Below are 24680 nucleotides of genomic sequence, written 5' to 3' on the forward strand. Positions count from 1 at the left end.
GGGGGGGATTTTTTTTGAAACAGGGAAGGAATGGACCGACTTTTAGCGGCTCAACCCGCCGTGCAATGTGGGAACATCCAGTGCCGCAAAGCCGTAGTGCCGCAGCCAGCGCAGGTCACTGTCAAAGAAGGCGCGCAGGTCCGGGACGCCGTATTTCAGCATCGCGATCCGGTCGATGCCCATGCCGAAGGCAAAGCCCTGCCATTCGTTGGGATCGATCCCGCCTGCCTCAAGCACCTTGGGGTGCACCATGCCGGACCCGAGGATTTCAAGCCAATCGTCGCCTTCGCCCACCTTGAGCGTGCCGCCTTCCCACGAACAGCGGATGTCCACCTCTGCCGACGGTTCGGTGAAGGGGAAGTGCGAGGCGCGGAAGCGCAGGTCGACGCCGTCCACCTCGAAATAGGATTTCACAAACTCTTCCAGCACCCATTTCAGGTTTGCCATCGAGATGTCCTTGTCGATGGCCAGGCCTTCGACCTGGTGGAACATGGGGGTGTGCGTCTGATCATAGTCGGCGCGATAGACACCGCCGGGGCAAATGATGCGGGTCGGGGCGCCTGTTGCCTCCATCGACCGGATCTGCACCGGTGAAGTGTGCGTGCGCAGCACGTGGGGCGGGCGATTGTCGCCCGGCGCCCGGTGCATGTAAAACGTGTCCATCTCGGCCCGCGCGGGGTGGTGGCCGGGAATGTTGAGCGCGTCGAAGTTGTACCAGTCGGTGTCGATCCGCGGCCCTTCGGCAACGGAGAAGCCCATTTCGGCAAAGATGGCGGTGATCTCTTCGGTCACTTGGCTGATCGGGTGGATGGTGCCGCGACGCTGGGTGCGGGTGGGCAATGTCACATCCAGCCATTCAGACCGCAGGCGTTCGTCCAAGGCGGCGTCTGCGAGGGCCGCTTTTTTCGCAGCCAGCGCGCTGTTGATTTCGTCCTTGAGAGCATTCAAGGCAGGGCCCGCCACTTGCCGCTCTTCGGGCGTCATCTTGCCCAGTTCGCGCATCTTGAGGGCGACTTCGCCTTTCTTGCCAACGGCCGCGATGCGAATGTCTTCCAAAGACGTCTCGTCTGCCGCGTCCGCGATCTGTGTCAAATACTTGGCTTTGAGGTCGTCCATGACGTGCTCCTTTATTCGGTGCCCTGCTACCACAACGCAGCGGGATGGCAAACACCGACAAGGTGCATGTAAGCCGTTCAATAACGTGCACAATAATACGATATTTAGCCCAAACTTCTTTTCACAACACTGTATGTGGTGTAGTCAGGATCAGATTGCAAAGACACGCGTTCAGGAAGCTTGATGGCACCCATTATGTATTCGCACCGGCTGAAGTCGGTTCTGCAGCACAGTGTGCGCGACCTTGGGCTGACGGTTGTTCTGGATGATGGCCGATCCGAGGTCAGCCTGAGCGAAAACGAGGCCATGATCCGGGAAACCGCATCGCTTCTTGGCATCCAGGTTCATTTCGAAACAAACGAAAACAGTGTGTCCGTTACGTTTTATCAGTGAGTTTGTCTGGGGGGACAATTGATGAAAGCACGCAAAAAGGGCCAAGATCTTCGCACGCTCAGAGCCGCCGGGCTCACACTGGCAAGCGCGGACCGATTGGCAGCGCAGAAAGGCGGGTCGACTTGGGCCTTGGCCGGTGTCGGTATCGCGGCGATTGGGCTGATGGCTGGCGTCGGCGTCTACACGATGAATTTGCCAACGACCGGGGCGACCGATCTGGCACTGGCATCCCCAACAACCCAAACGGTTGCGCCAGACGTGCAACCTGCCGCAGATGTACCAGCCGTAGAGACTGTGAAGGCCGAGACCGTTGTATCGACCGCCTCCGCCGCTCCCTCTCTGCCGGATGCGCCGAGCGAATTGCCATGGGTTGTTGCCCTTCGAGAAGCCACCAATGAGGCAGCAGCGCCCGCCAAGGTCACGCCCAATCCTGTAAAGGCAACCGACTGCGTGGTTGCGCTTACATCCGATGTCTCGGGCGTGGTTTTGCAGTTTGCCGCTGGCAGCGCGGACATAGATCCGGCGGCGCAACCACGCTTGAGTGAACTGGGTGAGCGCATCAATGCGTGCCCGGAGGCACAGGTTCAGGTGGCCGGACATTCGGACAGCTCTGGCGACGACCTTTCAAACCTGCAGCTCAGTTGGGCACGCGCCGAAAACACCGTGAATGCGATGGCGGCCTATGGAACCGACATCAGTCAGATGGAAGCCGTCGGGTTTGGGTCACGGGTGCCACTGGAACAAGGCAGCGATACCGCATCATCTTTGAACCGACGCGTTGAGATACGCGTCATGCGGGCCGAGGTGCGGCCATGATCAGCGCAAGCCTTGTCATTCAATTCATCCTAGTCATTGCATTCATGGGCGTGGCAGCGGCTATCGGGTTCGTGATGGCGCGCCAAAGGTATCGCAGTGAAAACGCGACACGGACGGCCTTGCTGGCGGGTGAAACTGCCAAATGGCGACGTCGGGCAAACAATGCCGAGGATCGCGCCAAGACCGCCGAAAATGCCCTGACGCGGGAACGGCGTCGGCTACGGCGTTAACCGTTGCTGACGCGTAACCGTGGGGTCATCTCGACGGACAAGTCCTGCAGCACGTCCAATAGGCTTTCCACGTTCACTGTCTCAGGGTTGATGTCGTCCGTGGAAAAGTAGCGCAGGTAGATGCCGCGCGTGCGGTCATCCATGCCCTGATGCATGCCCATGGACCAGTTTGGAAACATGCGTTCACGTACGTCGGTGCACGAGAGCAGAATGATATTGCTGTGCCGCGGGTCACGGGCGATCCGGTGATAGAGCGCCGACACTTCGACCCGTCCGCCCTCTATCACTTGCAGGAAGTGATCGCCGTTGTAGTGCAGCATACCGGTCAGGTTCAGGCGCATGTTGTTACGTTCACAGGTCGCGATCAGATCTTGCGCATCCATGCTCTCGGACGGATTGCGCTGTGAGTAGTAAACAAGGCGCGTCAAATTCATTGGTCGTCCCCCCAGACAAACGGCATATTTAGTATGGTGCGTTCTATGGACCACAGGATCAAGCAAAACCAACCCACAAACGCATCATATCGCACAAAAAAAGACCGCCCTCGAAGTGAGGACGGCCTTAATCAATTCTGACGTGTACTTAGGCGTTCAGCTGAGCTTTGGCCTGGTCCACGATTGCAGCAAATGCATCGGGTTCGTTCACGGCCAGGTCGGCCAGAACCTTGCGGTCCACTTCGATGCCGGCCAGGTTCAGACCGTTGATGAAGCGGCTGTATGTCAGTGCTTCGTCATGGGCGCGAACGGCGGCGTTGATGCGCTGAATCCACAGGGCGCGGAAGTTGCGCTTGCGATTGTGACGGTCACGCGTTGCGTACTGGTTGGCCTTGTCGACCGCCTGACGTGCGACCTTGAAGGTGCTCTTGCGGCGGCCATAGTAACCTTTGGCGGCCTTGATGACCTTCTTGTGACGGGCGTGGGTGACGGTTCCACCTTTGGTGCGGGACATGTATCTGCTCCTTCTTCTTAGCGATCGTAGGGCATGAAGCCCTTGACGATTTTCGCGTCGGGGGCAGACAGGGTCGTAGTGCCACGGGCGTCACGAATGAATTTGCGGGTGCGCTTGATCATGCCGTGGCGTTTGCCGGCCTGACCACCCATCACCTTACCGGTGGCGGTCACCTTGAAGCGCTTCTTGGCGCTTGATTTCGTCTTCATCTTGGGCATTTCCGTCTCCATCGTTTGAGTTCGGTAGATGCGCGACTCGGCATGCCACTTGGGCCGGACGCGCGGAACGAATTGGGCGTATAGGGGCAGATGCGCCCCATGGCAAGTGACTCTTTTCAGGTGCCATGTCGCCGGGGCTGCAACGTCAGATAAGGCGAGCGATCACACGTACAAAAACGTCTGGGATTTCTTCGATTGTGTAACCGCCTGGCTGTGTCTGGATTGCCAGCAGTATCAGCCCCCCCGAGATCAGGATTGTTATCGCGGATGCACGTGGCGCGCGGCGGTCAGAGATCGCCGACAACACGGACGGAATGGAGAATCCTGCTAGCAGAATACCCAGCACCAGATAAAAATCAGGGCTCATGGACGTAACCTTACCTTAAGTCAGGTAACGTTACTCTGGATCAGTTGAGTAAATCAAACGTTCATCACACGGCGCCACGCGCAGGATATTGGTTGTGCCCGGGACGTTGAAGGGAACGCCCGCGGTGACAACGATCTGATCTTCCGGTCCTGCAAATCCACCGTCACGCGCAGCGCGCGCTGCACCAACAACCGCTTGCTTGAAGCGCTCCATGGTTGTCGTGACGTAGCAGTTACAGCCCCAGCTCAACGTCATGCGCCGCGCAGTACGCGCGAGCGGCGTGAGTGCAAGGATTGGCACGCGGGGCCGTTCACGTGCAACCAAAAGCGCTGTGGTCCCACTTTGGGTAAAGCAGCAGATCGCCTTGATGTCGGTGGTTTCTGCAATCTCGCGCGCCGCCGCCACGATGCCATCCGCCACGGATGCGCGGCTGGCGCTGCGGCTGGCCTCGATGATCTGGGTATATGTCGGGTCCTGCTCCACCTCGGCTGCGACCCGGTCCATGGTGGTCACCGCCTCGATGGGATAGCTGCCCGCCGCGCTTTCCGCGCTAAGCATGACCGCATCTGCACCTTCATAGATCGCGGTGGCGACGTCACTGACTTCGGCGCGGGTCGGCATCGGGCTTTCGATCATGCTTTCCAGCATCTGCGTGGCAACGATTACCGGCTTGCCAGCGTGACGACATTTGCGCACCAGGCGCTTTTGAATGGGCGGCACGTTCTGAACCGGCAGTTCGACGCCCAGATCCCCGCGCGCCACCATAATACCGTCGCTGACCTGCAGGATGTGATCAAAGCGGTCGACGGCATTGGGTTTTTCGATCTTGGACAAGACCGCCGCGCGGCCTTTGATTAAATCCTTGGCCTCTTCGACATCTGCGGCACGCTGCACAAAGCTGAGTGCGATCCAATCCACACCCAGATCTGCAACGAAGGCCAGATCTGCTTTGTCTTTCGCAGACAAGGCGGCGAGAGGCAGTTCGACATCGGGAACATTCACACCTTTGCGATTGGAGATCACTCCCCCCGCAATCACCACGCAATCGGCAAAGTCGGGGCCACAATCCTCGACTTTCAGGCGTATCTTTCCGTCATTCACGAGAAGTGTCTTGCCAACTTCCAGTGCCTCGAAAATCTCGGGATGGGGTAGGCAGACGCGGCTGCTGTTACCGTCTTTCTCATTCAGGTCCAGACGAAACTTTGCGCCCTCATCCAGCATTTCGCTGTCACCGGCAAAGACACCAACACGGAGCTTCGGCCCCTGCAGGTCAGCCAAGATGGCGATGGCAGACCCTGTGTCCTCTTCCACTTTCCGGATGATTGCGTGTTTGCTTGCAATCTCTTCGTGGCTGCCATGGGACATGTTCAGACGAAAAACATCCGCCCCAGCCTCGTGCAACGCCCGGATGGTTTCGTATGTGTCCGAGGCCGGACCCAAAGTAGCCACGATTTTCACATTGCGTAGGCGTCGCATGGTCTGGTCCTCTTCTGATACCGCTAACAGCGCCCTTATTGCCCAATTCACATCGCGAGGCAACTGGCCTAAACCTGCGACACAAAAGGTGACAGGCGGATGACACATACTCCCTTTTTTATTGACGGCGTAGACCGAAACGGTGGCTGGGTGATCACCTGCGATCACGCGACAAACACCGTTCCAAATCATGTGAACGGCGGCACGCTGGGCCTGCCGGAAACAGAGATGTCACGGCACATTGCGATCGACATTGGTGCCTTGGCGCTTGCGCATGCGTTGGGCGAGTTGCTGAATGCCCCGGTCGTCAGCGCAAACTTTTCGCGCCTTGTCATCGATCCGAACCGCGGTGCCGACGACCCGACCCTGATCCCGCAGCTTTATGACGGCACGATTATTCCCGGTAACCGAATCCTGCCGGAGACGGAACGCCAACGGCGCATCGATACCCTGTACGCGCCGTACCATGATGCGATTGCCCGCACGGCCGCACAGCGAGACATTGCATTTCTCGCGGTCCACAGCTTCACACCCCAGCTGGTGAACCGTCCGCGGCGACCATGGGAGATCGGAGTTCTTTCAGCCGAGGATCGGCGCATCGCGAACCCGCTTATCGCCGGATTGCAAAGGACCCTAAGCAGCCAGGTCGGCGACAACGCACCCTACGCGGGGTTCTTTCCTGGCGACGCCATGAGCCAACATGCGCATATCCCAGGGCGGCCCAACATCATATTGGAGGTCCGCCAGGATCTTATTTCTGACCCGGCCGGACAACGACATTGGGCGGCGGTATTGGCACATCATCTTGAAGCCGCCAAGACTGACGCCAATCTTTAGTCTAGTTTCGCTCGCGTCAGAAAACTGCAAGGTGGGCACATTCACCTGATCCTGCGCAATCACAAGGATAAGTCACATGGACGATCAAACCCGTATCGAGCTTGAGGCCGCGGCCTTTCGGCGTCTGAGGCAGCACTTGATGGAGGACCGCACGGACGTTCAGAACATCGACATGATGAACCTGACTGGCTTCTGCCGAAATTGTCTATCGCGCTGGTATCAGGAGGCGGGGGCAGAAAAGGGCATTGAAATGTCCAAGGATGAGGCGCGTGAGGCATTCTATGGAATGACCATGGCCGAGTGGAAAGCCAACCACCAGACCGATGCAACGCCCGCGCAGCAGGATGCTTTCCAAACGGCATTCACTGAAAACGTCGAGAAAGGCTAGGGTTTGGCACATGTCTGATGATCAGAGTTACCGCGTCGGCGAACGGGCGAGCGCGGCACCCAAACCAATAGCGTTTACACCCGATCCGTTCCAACGGGCCAGGGCGCCAGACCCGCTGCAATTCGAGGTCAATCTGGTCGCCGAAGCGGGTACGAAGCAGCACAAGACGGGGTCTGTCTCGGTCAACATCCCCGGATTTTCACCGCTTACCCTTTATTGTGATGAACAGCCCCCCGTGGGCGAAGATCAAGCGCCCCCGCCACTTGCCTATTTCTGTGCGGGCATCGGCTTTTGCCTGATGACGCACCTCACGGACATCTATACGGCGCGCAAGATCGAAATCACGTCACTGCGCCTTGAGCAGCGCGTGCGGTTCGCGACGAACCTTGGGCACATGCGGGACTTTGGACACACGACGGATGGCAAGACGGAACTGGTGGAAACACATGTTCTGATCGAAAGCCCCGAACCCCGCGAACAGATCGAGGCCTTGTTGGCCGAGGCAGAAGGCGCGTGCATGGCGCATTTCGCGCTGCGCAACCCGATCCCATGGTCGACGCGCCTGGTGCACAATGGGGAAACAACCGTCGACCGTTCGGGCAACGGCGCGTAAGGCGGAGTTCACTCCGCCCAAGCGGGTGGTTCTGGTAAGGCGGAGGTGTCCTCCGCCCTGCTCAGTCCAAGCGCCGGTGCGCCGCTCCGACGGGCAACCAGTCGTCGCGGCACTCCCAAACGGCAGCAAACAGCTTAAGGCGTCAAACGGCGGCCTTGCGGCTTTCGTCCAGATAGATCTCGCGCAGGCGCGGCGCGACCCGTCCGGGCACACCCTCCCCCAAGGTGACGCCGTCGATCTCGACCACCGGCATTACGAAGGTCGAGGCAGATGTGATAAAGGCCTCGTCCGCTTCCCGTGCCTCTTCGATGGTGAAGTTGCGCTCTTCGACCTCCATCTGTGCCTCAGCCGCAAAACGCAGCACGGCCGCACGGGTGATCCCGTGCAAGATGTCATTCGACTTGGCGCGGGTGATGATCTTGTTGCCCTTCACGATGTAGGCGTTGTTCGATGTGCCCTCGGTCACGAACCCATCCTGGATCATCCAGGCATCGTCGGCCCCCGCCTTCTTGGCCATCATCTTGCCCATGGACGGGTAGAGCAGCTGCACCGTTTTGATGTCGCGGCGTCCCCAACGAATGTCATCAATGCTGATGACCTTCATCCCCTTCTTGGCCGCCGGGTTGTCCGCCAGACCGGGCTTGTTCTGGGTGAACAGCACGATTGTCGGTTCGGTCGTTTCCGGATCGGGAAATACGAAATCACGATCGTCCGGCGCACCACGGGTGATTTGAAGATAGACCATGCCTTCTTCGATCCCATTCTCGCGGACCAGTTCGCGATGGACCTCAAGCAAATCCTCCTTGGATATAGGCGACTGCATTTCCAATTCGTCCAGCGACCGTTGCAAGCGCACGGCGTGGCCGTCGAAATCGATCAGTTTGCCATCCAGCACGCTGGTCACCTCATAGACCCCGTCAGCCATCAGAAACCCACGGTCAAAGATGGAGACCTTCGCTTCCGTTTCGGGCAAGTACTCTCCGTTCACGTATACGGTTCTGGTCATGGCGGGGTTCCTTCTGGCAGAGCGCATTGGCGCTGGCGTTATGTCAGATGTCTTTGGCGTGCAATGGGGCGGACAGCCGCATTGGGTCAAGCTGATCAGTTTGCATGAGGTGGCGTAGCGCTTCGGCGACCATGCGTGCGTCGCCCAGCGCATCATGCCCGCGCGCGTCTGGCAGGCTCAGGCCGAAATGCTCAAGCATAGTGTTGCTGCGCAATCCGTGGATCACGTCCAACGGTACACCCGCCTCAAGGAACAGCTCGGGTGCGTTCCCGAACCGATCTGCCGGGATAGGCGGCACAATACCAGCCACGTAGCAGCTGACGGCGATCATGTTGAATTCATCCTTGCCCCAGGCCCACATCCGATCATCGCCGGCAAACCGGCTGAGCTGGTCCAGAGCATTGGCGAGCGTTACACCCTCCTTCGCCAACCGATCATCGGTCACGCCCGTCAACCTGGCGTTCAACGGATCAAGGGTCAGTGGCGCACCCGAGCGGTCCGTTGGTAGGATGAGCACCTCGAAACGCTCAAGATCCTTGTAGGGTGCTGCCAGGGACATGCGGACGGCACCAATCTGAAAGACAACGGGGTCAGGGTCGTTGGGACCACACCAAAACCGTTGGGGCGCGCCCGGCGCTGTCGCGAATTCACAATCGTAGATGATCGCGGTCCGGCTCATCCCCAAAGCTCTGCTGTTGGTGGATGAACCCCCGCATCATCAAAAACCAAAGGTGCATTGCGATCTTCGGCCAGCAAGAGTGGCCCGTCCAAGTCAGTCACTGCTGCACCTTGGGCCACTAGCGTCGCAGGCGCCATGGCCAGGGATGACCCCACCATGCAGCCCACCATGATCCCATAGCCTTCGGCGCGCGCCGCATCCCGCAGGGCAAGCGCCTCGGTCAGTCCACCGGTTTTATCGATCTTGATGTTGATCAGGTCATACTTGCCTTTCAGCGCAGGCAGGCTGGCCCTGTCATGGCAGCTTTCGTCAGCGCAGACCGGCACTGGCCGTTCCATTCCGATCAGGGCGTCATCCTCGCCCGCCGGCAAGGGCTGTTCGACCAACTGGACGCCGAGACGCACAAGATGCGGAGCAAGGTCGGCATACACCGCCGCTGACCAACCTTCATTCGCATCCACGATGATCTGGGCATTGGGTGCGCCCGCTCTGACGGCCTCCAGCCGCGGCATGTCATCAGGTGTGCCCAGTTTGATCTTGAGAAGCGGGCGATGTGCGTTCTGCGCCGCTTGCGCTTGCATCGCCTCGGGCGTGCCAAGCGACAGAGTGTAAGCGGTGATCTCGGGGCCCGGTGTCTGAAGACCCGCAAGTTCCCAAGCACGCTTTCCGGCACGTTTGCATTCAAGATCCCAAAGCGCGCAATCCACGGCGTTGCGCGCAGCTCCTGCTGGCAAGAGATCATATAGTGCCGCCCGACTGAGCGCCGTTGGCAAAGCCTTAATCTCTGCCGTCACGCTGTCCAGCGTTTCGTCATACCGCGCATAGGGCACGCATTCTCCCCATCCGGTATCCGTGCCATCACTGATCTGGACGGTCAGCACATGCGCCTCGGTCCGCGACCCGCGCGAAATGGTGAACGCTTGCGCCAATCGAAAGACATCACGGGTTATATCAATGCGCATAAGCCCACCATTCTCTGTCTACACGTCCCCTTCTCCGAGGAGCTAACCGGAGACAACGTCGTTGCCTCAGGATGCCAGTGCGTCAACCAGCTTGCCAGCCCCAAAGCGGAACGGATCGGCAGCAGGCAGGCCCATACGGTCTTCTATCTCTGCCAGACATGCGCGTGCCGCGTTGTCGTCGAGTGCCTTTGTGTTCACCGACACACCAGCGACAAAGCAATCCCGGTTTGCAACACGGGCAATCGGCAGCGCCGTATCGCGCAATTGTTCCAGCGAAGGCAGCCCGTAGTGGGGCAGTCCGCGCATGTGGGTGCGGGTTGGTTCATGGCACAGGATCAGCGCGTCTGGCTGACCGCCATGGATCAAGGCCATTGTTACACCGGAATACGAGACGTGGAACAGGCTGCCCTGCCCTTCGATGTGATCCCAGTGGTCATCATCATTGTCAGGTGTCAGATACTCGACCGCACCCGCCATGAAGTCCGCAATCACGGCGTCCAGTGGCACACCTTTGCCCGTGACCAGAATACCCGTCTGACCCGTTGCCCGGAAATCCGAATTCATGCCGCGCTTGCGCATTTCTGCATCCATCGACATGGCGGTGTACATCTTGCCACAGGAGCAATCCGTGCCGATGGCCAATACGCGCTTGCCGCTGCGCTTTTTCCCGTTGGCAATGGGGTAGGCAATCGTGGGAATGCGCACATCGTGCAGCGTGCAGCCATTGACCCGTGCGGCCGCTTGCAATTCATCCTCGTCCCGCAACAGGTTATGCAGGCCAGCGGCCAGATCATACCCCATCTGCAACGCCTTCACGAGCACGACCTTCCAGGCATCAGAGATCACACCGCCGCGATTTGCGACGCCAATCACGAGGGTCTTGGCACCTGCGGCCAGACCTTCCTCGAGGGTCATGTCTGTCAGCCCCATATCGGCGCCGCAGCCCTCCAGCCGGATCTGACCCACGGCATTCTCGGGACGCCAGTCCTTGATCCCTTGTGCCACTTTTGCAGCCAACTGATCCGGCGCATCGCCGAGGAACAATAGATACGGTGTTTGAATCATCTGACATCCCCTTCGTCGTTGCGCGGTATTCTATCGATACCGCACACAATCGCATCGTGAAACTCTCTCATATCTTACAATATGTCGAATAATCTTGCGCGATATGGGGAATGAGAAGCGTTTCTTTCGAATTCGCTTATGAAGGCAGCAGAATCGCCGTGCCATGCTGCACCTGCAAAATGCGCCTTGCGAACCGGTGCGCAATTTAATACCAGCCAAGTAACCTCATACGAAATTATCTTACCAAAGGTGCGCCATGTCTTTTCGCCTTCAACCCACGCCTCCGGCCCGTCCAAACCGTTGCCAACTCTTTGGCCCAGGATCGCGCCCTGCCATCTTTGAAAAGATGGCAGCGTCGGCAGCGGACGTCATCAACCTTGACCTCGAAGACAGCGTCGCACCGAGCGACAAGGACAGTGCCCGCGCGAACGTCATAAATGCCATCGGTGATATCGACTGGGGCACCAAAACCCTATCAGTCCGCATCAACGGCCTTGATACCCCCTATTGGTATCGCGATGTGGTGGATCTGATGGAACAGGCGGGTAACCGGCTGGATCAGATCATGATCCCCAAGGTGGGCAATGCCGCCGACATCTACGCCGTCGATGCGCTTGTGACATCCATCGAGGCCGCCAAGGGACGCAGCAAACCAATCACGTTTGAGGTCATCATCGAATCCGCAGCCGGCATCGCACATGTTGAGGACATCGCCGCCGCCTCGCCCCGGCTGGCCGCCATGTCATTGGGCGCGGCCGATTTCGCGGCATCGATGGGCATGGCCACGACCGGGATCGGTGGGACGCAAGCCAACTACTACATGATGCATGAAGGACAGAAACACTGGTCAGACCCATGGCATTGGGCACAGGCCGCCATTGTCGCCGCCTGCCGCACCCACGGCGTGCTGCCAGTGGACGGACCCTTCGGCGACTTTTCGGACGACGAAGGCTTCCGGGCACAGGCCCTGCGGTCTGCAACGCTTGGCATGGTTGGCAAATGGGCGATCCACCCCAAACAAGTGACGTTGGCCAATGAAGTGTTCACACCGTCCGAGGAGGCCGTGGCCGAAGCCCGCGAGATCCTCGCCGCCATGGAAGAGGCCAAGGCCAAAGGCGAAGGCGCAACCGTCTACAAGGGCCGTCTTGTCGACATCGCCTCGATCAAACAGGCGGAAGTCATCGTGCGGCAATCAGAGATGATCGCTGGCAGCTAGACACCAAACGGGACGGCGGCTGGGGCGCCTTTGCCAACGGCAAACAGCGTCCACCCGGCGTCCTCAATCCGGCCAGACCTTGCGACCATCAACGCCTGTCTCTTCGATCAGACCCAACCGCTTGGCCTCAAAGTAGTATCCACGCGCGTACCACATCACCGCGGCATCCATGTCCTGCCCCGACACCAGCCACGCCCCACGCAGGTAGCGTGTCGCGTATTTCAGGTTCGTTTCCGCGTCGAGCAGGTCGTTCGGTTGCCCCCGAAATCCCATACTGCGCGCCGTGGCGGGCAATATTTGCATCAAGCCGTAGTAAGGCCCGTTCCGTGCCCCCGGCCTGTGTGTGCTTTCACGAATGACGACGCGCTGCACCAAGGCGACGGGCACGTCATTTGCCGCTGCAGCAGCCTCGATCTGTTGTCGCAGTTCGGGCGTTTCATTTGGATAGAGCGGAACCGCAGATACCGGCGGCGCTTCTGGTTCGGGGCTCGAGCAAGCGGCGACCAAGGCCACAATGCACATCAGGATAAATCGTGTCATGAGGGATGACTAATAGCAGTCGGGCTTATGCACCACGCACACAGACGTGATTGGGCAAGTCCTCGCTCACATGCTTCCCTGCTTGGATCATTGTACCATCGGAGACGTCCATGCGCCTGACACTCGCCATCCTCGCACTGATCCTGCCACCACTCGCCGCTCAAGCCGAGATTGCACCGCGCGAAGGTTGGTCCGTCACGCCAACAACCAAGAGCTACGATCAGTTGATCGCGGATGTCAAAACGGCGGCCAAAGCGAATAAAATGGGTGTCGTTACCCAAGCTGGCCCTACCGGAGCTGCAAAGTCCCGGGGGATTACCATTCCAGGCAACCGGGTGATCGGGCTGTTCAACAACGTTTATGCGGTCAACATCCTGAACCTGTCGACAGCCGCAATGATCGAAGCGCCAGTGCGCGTCTACGTGACCGAAAATGCGGATGGGACAGCGACCCTCAGCTATAAGACGCCATCGAGCGTATTTGCGCCCTACACAGAGGAAGCTGGCCCGGAACTCGCAACTCTTGCGCAGGACCTGGACGCGATCTTCGCAGCGATCTCGGACCAAGCCACGCAATAAAGCGTGACGCTAGGCGCGCTCATCCTTCGGTGACCCCATAACCACATAGGATGTAATGGCATTCACCTGCGGCAGTGCGCCCAGCATGTCGGTGTGAAATGTCTTGTAACTGGGCAGGTCGGCACATTCGATGCGCAACAGGTATTCGATTGTGCCTGTGATGTTGTGGCATTCGCGCACCTCGGGCGCGCGCGAGATCGCACGTTCAAATGCTTCCTGACTGGCCTTTGAATGGTCGTTCAACCCAACACCGATATAGGCGACGAAGCCAATGCCCATCTTGGTTCTGTCCAGCACGGCACGGTACCCGGCAATGACCCCTGCCCGCTCCAACTCTTGAACACGCCGCAAGCAAGCGGACGGCGACAGGCCCACGCGATCCGCCAATTCGATATTGCTGATCCGGCCATCACGGCTCAGCTCTTGCAATATCTGGTCATTTATTTGATCGATCTTCATCATTAGTTGCAAAGATAGGCTAGGATTCATTCATTTCGCAATCTATCTCGCCTGATCTTACCGCATTTATTGTGCATGACGTATGATCTCCTCACTGCCTTGGCCACGTTTGCCTTTGTCAGCTCCATCACACCTGGACCCAACAACCTGATGCTTATGGCGTCCGGCGCAAATTTCGGCTTTCGCCGGACGATCCCACATATGCTGGGCGTTGGGTTGGGCTTTGTGTTCATGGTGCTTCTGGTCGGTGCCGGACTTGTTCAGGTGTTTGACGCATATCCCGCCAGCCACACGGTCCTGAAAGTGGCGTCGGTGACCTATCTTCTGTACCTCGCATGGAAGATTGCGACCGCGGCGCCCGTAAAAGATGGCGCTGAAAAGGGTACGCCCATGACGTTCCTCCAAGCGGCCGCCTTTCAATGGGTTAATCCAAAGGCATGGACGATGGCCCTGACAGCCGTGACCGTCTACACGCCTGATACGACACTTTGGGCGATCGCTCTTGTGGCAATCGTCTTTGGCGCGATCAACTTTCCATCGGTCAGTTCATGGACGTTGCTCGGCCAACAGATGGCGCGGGTACTTACAAATCCGGCCCGTCTGACTGCATTCAACTGGACCATGGCTGCGCTTCTGGTCGCGTCGCTCTACCCCGTGATCTTTCCATAACGTTGCAAATGCTGCATCCTGCCGCCATATAGCGAAAAATCGCATCGGGGACGCAGGCGTGACGCAGTATCTTGAATTCGAAAAACCCTTGGCTGAAATCGAAGGCAAGGCAGAAGAGTTGCGGGCCCTCGCACGCCAAAACGAAGATATGGACGTCACCGACGAGGCCGCCGGGCTTGATGCCAAAGCGGTACAGATGCTTGAGGATCTGTATGGTGACCTGACGCCTTGGCGCAAATGCCAAGTGGCGCGTCACCCAGACCGCCCCCATTGCCGCGACTACATCGAGGCGCTGTTCACTGAATACACTCCGCTTGCGGGCGACCGGAACTTTGCAGACGATCACGCCGTTATGGGCGGGTTGGCCCGCCTGGACGATCGGCCTGTCGTCGTGATTGGACACGAAAAGGGCAATGACACCAAATCCCGCATAGAACGCAATTTCGGCATGGCCCGTCCCGAAGGCTACCGCAAAGCGATCCGGTTGATGGACATGGCGGACCGTTTCAACATGCCAGTCATCACGCTTGTCGACACACCCGGCGCGTATCCGGGCAAAGGGGCGGAAGAACGCGGCCAATCCGAAGCCATTGCGCGTTCAACCGAAAAGTGCCTGCAGATCGGTGTGCCGCTGGTGTCCGTGGTGATTGGTGAAGGTGGATCGGGCGGGGCCGTGGCCTTTGCCACCGCGAACCGGGTCGCGATGCTCGAACACTCGGTCTACTCGGTGATCAGCCCCGAAGGGTGCGCCTCGATCCTTTGGAAAGATGCGGAAAAGATGCGTGAAGCGGCTGAAGCGTTGCGCCTAACAGCGCAAGATCTCAAGCAACTGGGCGTGACAGACCGCATCATCCCCGAAGCCGTGGGCGGCGCACATCGACACCGTGACGCAACCATTGCGTCTGTTGGCAACGCCCTGTCCACGATGCTGGATGAACTTGACGGCAAGGATTGCGCGGCACTTGTCAGCGACCGCAGGCAAAAATTCCTGAGCCTTGGCAGCACCGGGCTCGCTGCCTGATCAGCTGGCCAGCATCCGCAGCCCCTGCGTCACGTCAGACCGCACCGCAAGGCGGAGACTGGGTTCGTCACCCGCGCGCAAAGCTGCAATGATCAAGCGGTGGTATCGCGGCGGCTCGGTCCGTCGCAACCGACCGTAAAGCGCCCGCATGGTCGGGCCCATCTGCAACCACACCGTTTCCGCCATTGCCAGCATCGCAGGCGCCTGAGCCCGCAAATAGAGAGTGCGGTGAAATTCGAGGTTCGTACGGATGTAACTGACAGCGTCGCGGTGGGCGACAGCCTCTGCCACGGCGCCGTTGATGCTTTGCAATCGTTCGATCAGGGCAAGGTGCGCGCGCGGCAAAGCCCGGGTCGCCAACTCCACCTCGATTAAAGCGCGCAGGGCAGCGAGCTCTTCGATCCGTTCATTGGATAGTTCTGGCGTCGAGACGCGTCCGGACTGCGACAGGGTCAACGCGCCTTCGGCCACCAGACGGCGTACCGCTTCGCGGGCGGGGGTCATGGATACGTCATACTGCTTGCCGATCCCGCGCAAGGTCAAAGCCTGCCCGGGGGCGATATCACCATGCATGATGCGTGTCCGCAGACGACGATAAACGCGGTCATGGGCGGCGGACGCGGTGTCTCGGGTGCGTGGAACCTGCTGCATCATCTTTTGTGATCACACGACGTGACGCGGGTCAATCGGCAAAACGGAAGCGATGCAGGGTGTTACCTTCAGTCCTCAGCCACCGACGCTGCGCATCATAGGGTCCGTGAATGCGTGACACGGCATTCCAGAAGGCTGGTGAGTGGTTCATCTGTTCCAAGTGGGCCACCTCGTGAGCCGCCACGTAGTTCAAAACCTCGGGCGACGCGAGAATGAGGCGCCATGAAAACATCAACCGGCCTGCCGACGAACATGACCCCCAACGGGATCGCGTATCGCGCAGGGTCAGGCCGTTGTAGGATCGACCAAGTCGCTGCGCATAGTCATCACAGGCGTCGGCCAGCGCATCACGCGCACGCGCCTTGAGAAACCCGACGACCCGAGCAGGGGCCGTCTCTGGCGCGCCGGGAACCAGCAATGCGTCATCCGTCATCACGACCCGCCGACCGGTGCCTTGCGCGATGCTGCGTTGCTGCCCTTCTACCGGCAAACGTGTTCCCGCGCCGACAATCACATCCTCGACCCTTGCCGCCAGATGTTTGCGAATCCAAAGCTCCTTCTGGCGCGCGAAGTCCAACGCCTCTCGCTCGGCGACATGCGTTGGCAAAGTCAACGTGACGCGACCATCCAAGGATGAAATACGCAAGGTAATGCGCCGCGCCCGCGTGGACCGGCGCAACGTCAGAACAATGTCAGGGCGTCCTTGAAGTACCCGTTCAGCCATCCCATCTCCGCATCGCGGGCCAACACCTACCCATAAGGCTTTGACTCCGTCCCGACCTTATGGCACTTGCCCAGAATCGCCGCAACACGAGGCACGCCCTTTTACCCGCTTTCACAGCGCCGGACCGGGCTACGCGCATACAAGAGGATGACACATGCCAAAGGAAGAATGGGGCACGAAACGACTATGTCCGACGACCGGAAAACGGTTCTACGATATGAACTGGACACCCATCATCAGCCCCTACACCGGTGATGCGGTCGAGGTCGACAGCACGAAAACCCGTATGATCGCGGCGGACGCCGAAGATGCCGCATCGGCCAAAAACAAGGCCAAGACCGTCGCGGACGGGGAGGATCAGGTGCTGGACGACGACGATGTCGAGGTCGAGCTGGATGATGATCTGCTGGATGATGATGACGACGACGAAGACAACGTCCCGCTCGACGAGCTGGCAGACGTGGCAGTCGAAGAAGACGAGTCGTAAACGCATGAGCCAAACGGGGTCTTTTTCGCTTGATCCCGTTTGGCAAAGCGCCTAATCAGCAGCGCACGGCTGGAAACAGCCACACAGGATGGGGCATTAGCTCAGCTGGGAGAGCGCCTGCATGGCATGCAGGAGGTCAGCGGTTCGATCCCGCTATGCTCCACCATCCCTCTCTCGCAAATCACGCAGAATGCGGCATCAATGTCAGGCCCTGACTTGCGCGCGTCTGCTGTGCTGCCACTGTGAGTGCAGCGGTTCGATCCCGCCATGGCTCAGCATTCAGTCTTTCTGATGCTGTGCGACGACGCCGATTTTATAAGGATGTTGTCTGCGACGAAGTCAGTCGGAACGCAGGTGTTCAATCAGGCTTTTGGGATGGTCCATCGCTGTAGCGACACGCAGCCGTGTCACAAAAATTTCGCTTATCTGATACATTTTCGAATCCAACACCGCCGATACACCCGGGCATAAAACCGGGGAATGGTATGCTTAAGATCGAACGGCTGACCAAAGCATTTGGGCAGAACATAGCAGTTGATACTGCATCGGTTGAAATCAACCGCCCCCAGATGATCGGTATCATTGGACGCTCTGGCGCGGGCAAGTCGACCTTGCTCCGGATGTTGAACCGTCTCACCGATCACACGTCCGGCACGATCCATTTCGAAGGGCAGGACATCACCGCTCTGAAAGGTGCGGCAAAGCGCGCGTGGCAAAGCCAATGCGCGATGATCTTCCAACAGTTCAACCTGGTCCCGCGGATGGATGTGGTCTCGAACGTGCTTCATGGCACTTTGAACCGCCGGTCGACGGTCGCGACCCTGTTCAATTTGTACCCAACCGAAGACATTCATCGCGCAATCGACATCCTTGATCGGCTGGGCATTGCAGAACATGCACCAATGCGGGCCGAAGCCCTCTCTGGCGGTCAGCAGCAGCGCGTTGCGATTGCCCGCGCGCTTATGCAGGACCCAAAGATCATCCTTGCAGATGAGCCTATTGCCTCTCTCGACCCGATGAACGCACAGGTCGTGATGCAGGCCCTGCGACGCATCCACGAGGAAGATGGCCGCATGGTCATCGCAAACCTGCACACGCTGGATACAGCGCGGCGCTATTGTGACCGCGTGATCGGTATGCGGGCGGGCAGGATCGTATTTGACGCAACGCCTGACAAGCTGACCACATCCATGGCCCGCGAAATCTATGGCGCCGGCGCCGAGTTTTCCGAGAGCGCAACCTCGACCGAGATCGAGACACTCGACGCTTCGGAAAAAGCCAAGATGGAGGCCGAGGCCTACGTCTGACCTTCGTCCCTGCCCATCCGGCGGGGATTTTTCGTTCCAACGGAGAGAACCATGAAAAAGATCACCGCTGCCGCCCTGGCAACCACAGCACTGGCGACAGTCGCCTCGGCTGAAGACATCACCGAATTCCGCATTGGCCTTTTGGGCGGTGAGAACGCTCAGGATCGCCTGAACTCGAATGAGTGCCTGCGCGCCTACACAGAGGAAACTCTGGGCGTTGAAACCAAGCTCTTTGCCCCTGCCGATTATGCAGGTGTGATCCAGGGTCTGGTTGGTGGCACGCTGGACATGGCATGGCTGGGTGCCTCGTCTTATGCAGCGACTTATCTGCAGAACCCCGACGCGGTTGAGCCCGTGCTAGTCAAGATCAACCTCGACGGCTCTTACGGCTATCATTCGATCGGGTTTGCCCGTGCCGACAGCAACATCACCAACCTGGACGAGATGGAAGGTAAAGTGTTCGGCTTTGGTGACCCCAACTCGACCTCCGGTTATCTGATCCCTTCGATCGAAATCCCGCAGGCCGCTGACAAGATCACAATGGAGTCCGGCGACTACTTTGGCGAGGTCAAGTTCACCGGCGGTCACGAGCAAACCATCGTTGCGGTCAACAACGGTGACATCGACGCTGGCGTGACCTGGGCAGACGGCCAGGGCAACTGGGAAGACGGTTACAACTCGGGCGCCTTGCGCAAAGCCGTGGACGCGGGCCTGATCGACATGAACGACCTGGTGCAAATCTGGAAATCTAAGCCGATCCCGGAAGGTCCCATCGTTCTGCGCAAGGACCTACCCGAAGACGTCAAAGCAAAGATGATCGCGCTGGTCGACAACATGTACGACACGGACAAAGACTGCACATACAGCATCTCGGCCGGTGAAAGCCTGGGCTTCGACCCGATCACCCACGAGGCGTACGTCTCTGTCATCGAAGCACGTAAAGCCAAATCAAACTGATTTGAGTGTGTGTCTGCCGGGTCCCCAGAAATTGGGGGCCCGGTAATTTATTGGGGTATGGGCATGGTAGAAACAACTGCGGTCATCCGCGATCTGGGCAGCATCCAAGACGATTACTTGGCGTTGACCCGACAAAAGCGTCTTTATTCCTTTATCCTGTTGATCATATTCATAGCGCTCATGGTCGCCGGGTTCTCTGTCGCGGGGGGCCGCAATGCCGGATCTTTTTGGGGCGGGTTGGACAACTTTTTTGACTACCCTGCGGAGCTGGTGATCGAGGCGAGTGGCAAACTGTCCGAGTTGCCGGGCCATTTCGTGACCTTCTTTCCGGCCCTGATTGAAACGGTGAACATTGCCGCCGCCGCCACCTTGATCGGCGCCATCGCAGCTATTTTCCTGTCCCTGCTGTCGACACGCGGCATGGCGTGTTTCCCCGTTCTGATCCCGGTCTTTCGCCGCATCATGGACATCAGCCGCGCCATTCCCGAGATTGTTGTGGCGCTGGTGCTGATCTTCATCCTGGGCGGTGGCCCGGTTCCGGCGATGATCGCCATTGCACTCCACACAGCGGGCGCGTTGGGCAAGCTGTTCTCGGAAGTGAACGAGAATGCAGACCTGAAACCGCTTGATGGCCTGGCATCGGTCGGAGCCGCTTGGGGGCAAAAGATGGCGCTTGGCATCGTCCCTCAGGTTGCACCCAATTGGCTGAGCTACGCGCTGTTGCGGTTCGAAATCAACGTGCGCGCCTCTGCTATTCTGGGCTTTGTGGGCGCGGGCGGGCTTGGTTACGAGCTCAAGAACGCCATCAGCTGGGGGCAAGGCCGTTACGACGAAGCCGCCGCGATCTTCCTTCTGTTGTTCATCACCATCGTCGTGATTGACCAGACCTCAAGCCACTACCGGGATCGACTGACCCACGGGGCCAAACCGGAGCGCCGCGCATGACCATGCTAGACACCGCCGACCTGAAAGGGTCCGCAGACCGTGTGATGTCCCGCAAGCGGATCGTCAGCTTTGCCCTGCCCGCTCTGGTTCTGACCTATCTGGCCTATGTCTTCTTTGCATTCGGTGTCCCCGACCTGATTGCCAGGGCCAGCGGAGCCAATGCACGCGCGCTGATGGCCGACACCTACAGTCACAAGGTCCATGTGACCCGCGACAACCGAAATGGCACGGTGCGTGTCGCAATCGAGGGCGAAAGCAAAGGGGCCTACGCCGAAGGGGCCAGCCCGGACTGGGTGGCACTTGGCGAAGAGACAATCATTGATCTGGGAGGTGGTCACATCGTCACCTACCTGCCCGCGAACAATGGCGTGACATATAACGTGCCCGGATATGGGCTGATGACATTCGAAGTGTCCCGATCGCAAGGCGTTATCCAGAATTACCCGACGGGCGACATTCCAGACTGGGTTAACGCATCAAAGAACCGCGTGGCCGTGACGACAGAAGCCGGTCGTCTGTCGATCACCCGCAACCGCACCGAGGTGTTCCGGTATTTTGTCGGCTGGGAACTGTTCTTTTTCACACTCGACAGCCCCTACCATGGCCTCGGGTTCCGCGAAGTGGTCGGCCGCGCCTTTGGTGGCGAGGCCGGAGCCATCGCGCAGGACTTCTGGACCAACAAGATGTGGCGGCATGGCGATGTGGCCTGGGCCATTTTTGAAACCATCCTGATGGCCTTTCTTGGAACCATGGGCGGGGCCATCGTCGCGCTTCCTTTGGCTTTCCTCGCTGCGCGCAATTTTGCGCCACTGGTGGCTGTGCGCATGGCAACGCGGCGCTTGTTCGACTTTATTCGCGGGGTGGATGCGTTGATCTGGACGATTATCCTGTCGCGCGCATTTGGCCTTGGTCCGTTGACGGGAGCGTTGGCCATCCTGATCACGGACACTGGCACCTTTGGCAAACTGTTCTCGGAAGCGCTGGAAAACGTGGACAAGAAGCAGATCGAAGGTGTGCAATCGACCGGTGCGAAACCGATCCAGCGCTACCGGTTTGGTGTGATCCCGCAGATCACGCCGGTGCTGATTTCACAGATTTTGTATTTCCTTGAATCCAACACCCGCAGCGCCACAGTTATCGGCGCCATCACTGGCGGCGGTATCGGACTGTTGCTTACACAAGCCATCATCACCCAGAAGGATTGGGAAGAGGTTAGTTACTACATTATGCTGATTGTCGTGATGGTCGTTTTTATGGACTGGCTATCGGGATTGCTGCGGCGCAAGCTGATCAAAGGGGGTAAAGACGGACATTGATCCCACGACTGCGCGAAGAGCCATACTTGCATGAGCAAGTGGAAGCCGTGAACACAACGCTGGGCCGGTACACCCAGATCGGTCAGAACACTCGGCTCGCACAAGTGGAGATGGGTGACTACAGTTATTGCGACAGGTTCTGCGACCTGGCCAACGTGACGGTAGGCAAGTTCGCCAACATCGCCAGCTTCGTCCGCATCGGGGCGACAGACCACCCGTTGGATCGGGCATCACTGCACCATTTTATGTATCGTTCAGCGAGTTACTGGGACGATGCCATGGATGACGCGGACTGGTTCGCACATCGGGCGTCACGGCGCGCCTTTGTCGGGCACGACACGTGGATTGGCCACAACGCGCAAATCAAGCCCGACGTGACCATCGGCCATGGTGCCGTCATCGCATCCGGCGCCATTGTGACCAAGGACGTGGCACCTTACACCATCGTGGGCGGGGTCACCGCCAGCAAACTCCGCGACCGGTATGCGACGGGTGTCGCGGATCGCATGATGGCGTTGGCATGGTGGGATTGGGATCACGCCACCTTGCGCACAAGGCTTGATGACTTCCGCCACCTGAACGCCGAAGCCTTTCTGGAAAAATACGAACGCCTCTGAGTTATTCCGCTGCGACCGACAGCGACGCATGCAGCGCACTGACGCGGTTGGCAACATCACCACACAGATGTGTCCAGCGACCACCCGCCATGGTCGCTTCTATCTGACGTGTGTAGATATTGATGATGGTCAAATCCGCACGCTTTCCGACGTCCAGGGTGCCGCGATCATCCAGCCCCATGATCTGGGCTGGGCGGGACGAAATCATGCCCCAAGCGGAAGGCAAGCTCCGCAGACCTTGGTCGGCCAAGGTAAATGCGGCTTGCGCCAAGGCGGGATAGTAGTAGTCGGACACAAGCGCATCACACGCGCTTTCGCTGATCAGCGTGGCAGCCGCAATGTTGTTTGACTGACTGCCACCACGCACCACGTTTGGAGCGCCCATGAGGATCGGGTCTCCCCATGTGCGGGCGACGACCGCGGCCTTCATGGAGGTTGGAAACTCACAAACCTTTGCCCCGATCATGGAATAGCGTTCACGGGTGGCAGCATCCTGATCATCATGGCTCCCATACGTCACACCGAGACGATCAAAGGCTGAGGCGAGATTGCACAGATACCGGGGAACATCCTTGTCCCGCTCCTTGGCTGCCCTGACCAGGACCATATGCTCATCCGGCGTGCGCCCTGATTTGGCCGCCCAGACGGTTATTGCCTCCGGCTTGGCAGTTGCCAGCTCAACGGCCTCGTCGAGATGGTTGTTGAAGATAACATAGTCGATCCCATGCTCCCGGATCGCAGCCAGCAATCGATCCTGATGGTCCATCGTGTGCGTTTCGCACCGGATCTGCACACGAAGGTCGGTCTGCATCTGCGGGCGATAGGCCGCGAGGGCGGCAAGGAACGCTTCGGCATAGTCAGGGCTGCGGTGACCGCCTTCCCAGCTCCAGCTTTGAGCCATCCAGGCCGTCGTTACGCCATTGGCGGCAGCATCTCGGTCGGTCCCGACGAGGCCGGTTTGCAATGGGAAAGGTGCTGACGGCCGTGGCGCCATGTGATGCTCGAATGCGTCGCCGTGCAAATCAATGATGCCTGGCATAACCAGGTATCCGTGCAGGTTCAAATCACGATCCGCCGCATCGACCAGCATGCCGTCTGCGACACTAACGGGTGCATCGACCAATGCATCACCGCGCAAAACGCGTGCACCGACAAGGCGCATGGAAGGATAAGACTGGTGCATCAATCTGCTCGAACACTTGTGCTGATACTCGTCTGGATAGAATAGCCTGTGGATATGTCAGCGCCGTGACATCGCAGAACTTTCACATGTCGTCTGACAAGGTCAGCGTAACGCGGTCCCCGGCGAACCATGTCCGCCCCAGTTCAATCGGTTGCCCGGTCAGGTCGGCATTCACGCCGACACTGCGCAACAGCGGTGCTCCTTCGGCAAGTCGGAGGTGAAGGGCCTGCGTTGCGGTCGCGGCTGTGGCCGTCAATCGCGTCCATGCGCGTGTGTAGTCGGAGACCTTACCAGACTTCAGCGCCGCGGTGACCGAGCCCGACGCTTCCAAAGCCCTCGGAAGGTCAGGAAACCGCGCAGCGGGGAAGATCGAACAGAACAGCGCGATAGGTTGATCATCGGCAAAACTGAGGCCGTCATAAACATGTACCTGCGCGGCTTCTCCAAGCTGCAACGCCTCCTGCTCTTTCGAGCTGGCAAGGCGGGTAATAACCGACAGAACCTGTTTGCCCGGGGTGCGGCCGGCGGCCCTGAGGTTTTGGTGGAAGCGCACGCGTCGACCAATAGGATAGTCGGTCGGCGTTTGCGCAACAAATGCGCCCGCCCCACGACGTGTGTGTACGGTTCCAGATTTGACCAGGGCAGACAGCGCATGGCGCACCGTATGCCTGTTCACGCCAAACCGGGCCGATAGCTGCGCCTCGGTCGGAAGTTTGTCGCCGGGACTGTACAGGCCATCGGCAATTTCGCCGGAGAGGGTATCCGCAATGGATTTCCAGATGGGCGTGCGCGCCATGTGTCACGGAACTTTCACATCAAGTCGGTGGACGTGGCGAAGCGACTCGCCTATAATTTGTCTAGTTGTATAGGAATCTCAACAACTTCGCAAGGTGTAT

32 protein-coding genes and 1 tRNA gene are annotated in these 24680 nt (G+C 58.9%); 17 read left to right on the top strand and 16 right to left on the bottom strand.

Going from position 1 to position 24680, the window contains the following annotated elements; all coding sequences use genetic code 11:
* Positions 1-42 precede the first annotated feature (42 nt).
* Positions 43-1116 (bottom strand): phenylalanine--tRNA ligase subunit alpha, encoded by a 1074-nt coding sequence (gene pheS, locus AC53L6_RS01100; RefSeq protein ID WP_496906494.1) that lies wholly within the window; start codon positions 1114-1116, stop codon positions 43-45.
* A 183-nt stretch (positions 1117-1299) separates the two neighbouring features.
* On the opposite strand from pheS, the gene AC53L6_RS01105 reads away from it, so the two are divergent.
* From AC53L6_RS01105 to AC53L6_RS01115, 3 genes are read left to right on the top strand one after another with little or no spacing between them, the layout of a single operon-like run.
* Positions 1300-1509, top strand: coding sequence for a hypothetical protein (locus AC53L6_RS01105; protein ID WP_299208629.1), 210 nt, complete (start codon positions 1300-1302; stop codon positions 1507-1509).
* 21 nt (positions 1510-1530) lie between these two features.
* On the top strand, positions 1531-2325 hold the full coding sequence (locus AC53L6_RS01110; RefSeq protein WP_496906495.1) for an OmpA family protein: 795 nt from the start codon (positions 1531-1533) through the stop codon (positions 2323-2325).
* Positions 2322-2555 carry a hypothetical protein gene (locus AC53L6_RS01115; protein WP_496906496.1) on the top strand — a complete coding sequence of 78 codons (234 nt, stop codon included), beginning with the start codon at positions 2322-2324 and terminating at the stop codon, positions 2553-2555. The genes AC53L6_RS01110 and AC53L6_RS01115 overlap by 4 nt, the downstream gene beginning before the upstream one ends.
* Here AC53L6_RS01115 and AC53L6_RS01120 read toward each other — a convergent pair.
* The 5 genes from AC53L6_RS01120 to pyk form a co-directional block, all read right to left on the bottom strand.
* Entirely contained in the window at positions 2552-2989 is a 438-nt protein-coding gene (locus AC53L6_RS01120) for a BLUF domain-containing protein (protein WP_496906497.1), read from the bottom strand. The genes AC53L6_RS01115 and AC53L6_RS01120 overlap by 4 nt on opposite strands.
* Before the next feature lie 148 nt (positions 2990-3137).
* Complete coding sequence (rplT, locus tag AC53L6_RS01125) at positions 3138-3503, bottom strand: 50S ribosomal protein L20 (RefSeq protein WP_147110356.1); 366 nt, start codon at positions 3501-3503, stop codon at positions 3138-3140.
* A gap of 17 nt (positions 3504-3520) precedes the next feature.
* The gene (gene rpmI, locus AC53L6_RS01130) at positions 3521-3721 is read right to left on the bottom strand and encodes a 50S ribosomal protein L35 (protein WP_027257795.1); all 201 of its coding nucleotides are present in this window, start codon (positions 3719-3721) and stop codon (positions 3521-3523) included.
* 145 nt (positions 3722-3866) lie between these two features.
* Positions 3867-4088 carry a hypothetical protein gene (locus AC53L6_RS01135; protein ID WP_299208639.1) on the bottom strand — a complete coding sequence of 74 codons (222 nt, stop codon included), beginning with the start codon at positions 4086-4088 and terminating at the stop codon, positions 3867-3869.
* Positions 4089-4118: 30 nt separating this feature from the next.
* Positions 4119-5564, bottom strand: a complete 1446-nt coding sequence (gene pyk, locus AC53L6_RS01140) for a pyruvate kinase (protein ID WP_496906498.1) — start codon at positions 5562-5564, stop codon at positions 4119-4121.
* A gap of 99 nt (positions 5565-5663) precedes the next feature.
* Between pyk and AC53L6_RS01145 the strand changes: the two genes are divergently transcribed.
* The 3 genes from AC53L6_RS01145 (at position 5664) to AC53L6_RS01155 (ending at position 7402) form a co-directional block, all read left to right on the top strand.
* The gene (locus AC53L6_RS01145; RefSeq protein ID WP_496906499.1) at positions 5664-6401 is read left to right on the top strand and encodes an N-formylglutamate amidohydrolase; all 738 of its coding nucleotides are present in this window, start codon (positions 5664-5666) and stop codon (positions 6399-6401) included.
* A 76-nt stretch (positions 6402-6477) separates the two neighbouring features.
* Positions 6478-6789 (top strand): DUF1244 domain-containing protein, encoded by a 312-nt coding sequence (locus tag AC53L6_RS01150; RefSeq protein WP_496906500.1) that lies wholly within the window; start codon positions 6478-6480, stop codon positions 6787-6789.
* A 10-nt stretch (positions 6790-6799) separates the two neighbouring features.
* On the top strand, positions 6800-7402 hold the full coding sequence (locus tag AC53L6_RS01155) for an OsmC family protein (protein WP_299599876.1): 603 nt from the start codon (positions 6800-6802) through the stop codon (positions 7400-7402).
* A 142-nt stretch (positions 7403-7544) separates the two neighbouring features.
* Here the strand turns inward: AC53L6_RS01155 and AC53L6_RS01160 are convergent, their stop codons facing one another.
* From AC53L6_RS01160 to dgcN, 4 genes are all read right to left on the bottom strand, one after another.
* Positions 7545-8408 carry a D-amino-acid transaminase gene (locus AC53L6_RS01160; RefSeq protein WP_496906501.1) on the bottom strand — a complete coding sequence of 288 codons (864 nt, stop codon included), beginning with the start codon at positions 8406-8408 and terminating at the stop codon, positions 7545-7547.
* Positions 8409-8451: 43 nt separating this feature from the next.
* Entirely contained in the window at positions 8452-9087 is a 636-nt protein-coding gene (locus tag AC53L6_RS01165) for an exonuclease (RefSeq protein WP_496906502.1), read from the bottom strand.
* Positions 9084-10049, bottom strand: coding sequence for an N-acetyl-D-Glu racemase DgcA (dgcA, locus tag AC53L6_RS01170; RefSeq protein ID WP_496906503.1), 966 nt, complete (start codon positions 10047-10049; stop codon positions 9084-9086). Before dgcA ends, AC53L6_RS01165 begins: the two co-directional genes overlap by 4 nt.
* A gap of 66 nt (positions 10050-10115) precedes the next feature.
* Positions 10116-11114: an N-acetyltransferase DgcN gene (dgcN, locus tag AC53L6_RS01175; protein WP_299208655.1), complete on the bottom strand. Its 999-nt coding sequence runs from the start codon at positions 11112-11114 to the stop codon at positions 10116-10118.
* A gap of 256 nt (positions 11115-11370) precedes the next feature.
* On the opposite strand from dgcN, the gene AC53L6_RS01180 reads away from it, so the two are divergent.
* On the top strand, positions 11371-12330 hold the full coding sequence (locus tag AC53L6_RS01180) for an L-malyl-CoA/beta-methylmalyl-CoA lyase (protein WP_496906504.1): 960 nt from the start codon (positions 11371-11373) through the stop codon (positions 12328-12330).
* 63 nt (positions 12331-12393) lie between these two features.
* On the opposite strand, the gene AC53L6_RS01185 is transcribed toward AC53L6_RS01180, so the two are convergent.
* Positions 12394-12870: a lytic transglycosylase domain-containing protein gene (locus AC53L6_RS01185; RefSeq protein WP_299599881.1), complete on the bottom strand. Its 477-nt coding sequence runs from the start codon at positions 12868-12870 to the stop codon at positions 12394-12396.
* A 110-nt stretch (positions 12871-12980) separates the two neighbouring features.
* On the opposite strand from AC53L6_RS01185, the gene AC53L6_RS01190 reads away from it, so the two are divergent.
* Positions 12981-13448 carry a DUF302 domain-containing protein gene (locus tag AC53L6_RS01190; RefSeq protein WP_496906505.1) on the top strand — a complete coding sequence of 156 codons (468 nt, stop codon included), beginning with the start codon at positions 12981-12983 and terminating at the stop codon, positions 13446-13448.
* Positions 13449-13457: 9 nt separating this feature from the next.
* Here the strand turns inward: AC53L6_RS01190 and AC53L6_RS01195 are convergent, their stop codons facing one another.
* Positions 13458-13910: an Lrp/AsnC family transcriptional regulator gene (locus AC53L6_RS01195; protein WP_299702305.1), complete on the bottom strand. Its 453-nt coding sequence runs from the start codon at positions 13908-13910 to the stop codon at positions 13458-13460.
* A gap of 72 nt (positions 13911-13982) precedes the next feature.
* On the opposite strand from AC53L6_RS01195, the gene AC53L6_RS01200 reads away from it, so the two are divergent.
* On the top strand, positions 13983-14576 hold the full coding sequence (locus tag AC53L6_RS01200; protein WP_299599884.1) for a LysE family translocator: 594 nt from the start codon (positions 13983-13985) through the stop codon (positions 14574-14576).
* 58 nt (positions 14577-14634) lie between these two features.
* On the top strand, positions 14635-15597 hold the full coding sequence (locus tag AC53L6_RS01205; RefSeq protein ID WP_496906506.1) for an acetyl-CoA carboxylase carboxyltransferase subunit alpha: 963 nt from the start codon (positions 14635-14637) through the stop codon (positions 15595-15597).
* Here AC53L6_RS01205 and AC53L6_RS01210 read toward each other — a convergent pair whose 3' ends face one another.
* Both AC53L6_RS01210 and AC53L6_RS01215 read right to left on the bottom strand, forming a co-directional pair.
* Complete coding sequence (locus AC53L6_RS01210; protein ID WP_299208830.1) at positions 15598-16248, bottom strand: GntR family transcriptional regulator; 651 nt, start codon at positions 16246-16248, stop codon at positions 15598-15600.
* A gap of 31 nt (positions 16249-16279) precedes the next feature.
* Positions 16280-16972 carry a M48 family metallopeptidase gene (locus tag AC53L6_RS01215; protein WP_496906507.1) on the bottom strand — a complete coding sequence of 231 codons (693 nt, stop codon included), beginning with the start codon at positions 16970-16972 and terminating at the stop codon, positions 16280-16282.
* Positions 16973-17126: 154 nt separating this feature from the next.
* Here AC53L6_RS01215 and AC53L6_RS01220 point away from each other — a divergent pair, with 154 nt between their 5' ends.
* The 7 genes from AC53L6_RS01220 (at position 17127) to AC53L6_RS01250 (ending at position 22601) form a co-directional block, all read left to right on the top strand.
* The gene (locus AC53L6_RS01220; RefSeq protein WP_496906508.1) at positions 17127-17459 is read left to right on the top strand and encodes a TIGR02300 family protein; all 333 of its coding nucleotides are present in this window, start codon (positions 17127-17129) and stop codon (positions 17457-17459) included.
* 90 nt (positions 17460-17549) lie between these two features.
* Positions 17550-17625, top strand: a tRNA-Ala gene (locus AC53L6_RS01225).
* 319 nt (positions 17626-17944) lie between these two features.
* Complete coding sequence (phnC, locus tag AC53L6_RS01230) at positions 17945-18766, top strand: phosphonate ABC transporter ATP-binding protein (protein WP_496906509.1); 822 nt, start codon at positions 17945-17947, stop codon at positions 18764-18766.
* 51 nt (positions 18767-18817) lie between these two features.
* Positions 18818-19723, top strand: coding sequence for a phosphonate ABC transporter substrate-binding protein (gene phnD / locus AC53L6_RS01235; protein WP_496906510.1), 906 nt, complete (start codon positions 18818-18820; stop codon positions 19721-19723).
* A 63-nt stretch (positions 19724-19786) separates the two neighbouring features.
* Positions 19787-20668: a phosphonate ABC transporter, permease protein PhnE gene (gene phnE, locus AC53L6_RS01240; RefSeq protein WP_496906511.1), complete on the top strand. Its 882-nt coding sequence runs from the start codon at positions 19787-19789 to the stop codon at positions 20666-20668.
* On the top strand, positions 20665-21984 hold the full coding sequence (phnE, locus tag AC53L6_RS01245; protein ID WP_496906512.1) for a phosphonate ABC transporter, permease protein PhnE: 1320 nt from the start codon (positions 20665-20667) through the stop codon (positions 21982-21984). The genes phnE (AC53L6_RS01240) and phnE (AC53L6_RS01245) overlap by 4 nt, the downstream gene beginning before the upstream one ends.
* The gene (locus tag AC53L6_RS01250) at positions 21984-22601 is read left to right on the top strand and encodes an LbetaH domain-containing protein (protein ID WP_496906976.1); all 618 of its coding nucleotides are present in this window, start codon (positions 21984-21986) and stop codon (positions 22599-22601) included. Before phnE (AC53L6_RS01245) ends, AC53L6_RS01250 begins: the two co-directional genes overlap by 1 nt.
* 1 nt (position 22602) lies before the next feature.
* On the opposite strand, the gene AC53L6_RS01255 is transcribed toward AC53L6_RS01250, so the two are convergent.
* Together AC53L6_RS01255 and phnF are read right to left on the bottom strand one after the other, a co-directional pair.
* Positions 22603-23784 carry an alpha-D-ribose 1-methylphosphonate 5-triphosphate diphosphatase gene (locus tag AC53L6_RS01255; protein WP_496906513.1) on the bottom strand — a complete coding sequence of 394 codons (1182 nt, stop codon included), beginning with the start codon at positions 23782-23784 and terminating at the stop codon, positions 22603-22605.
* A gap of 82 nt (positions 23785-23866) precedes the next feature.
* A complete protein-coding gene (gene phnF, locus AC53L6_RS01260) occupies positions 23867-24580 on the bottom strand; it encodes a phosphonate metabolism transcriptional regulator PhnF (protein WP_299208680.1) in 714 nt (237 codons plus the stop codon).
* Between the last annotated feature and the right edge of the window lie 100 nt (positions 24581-24680).

The organism is Tateyamaria sp. LSS28 (assembly GCF_059611725.1).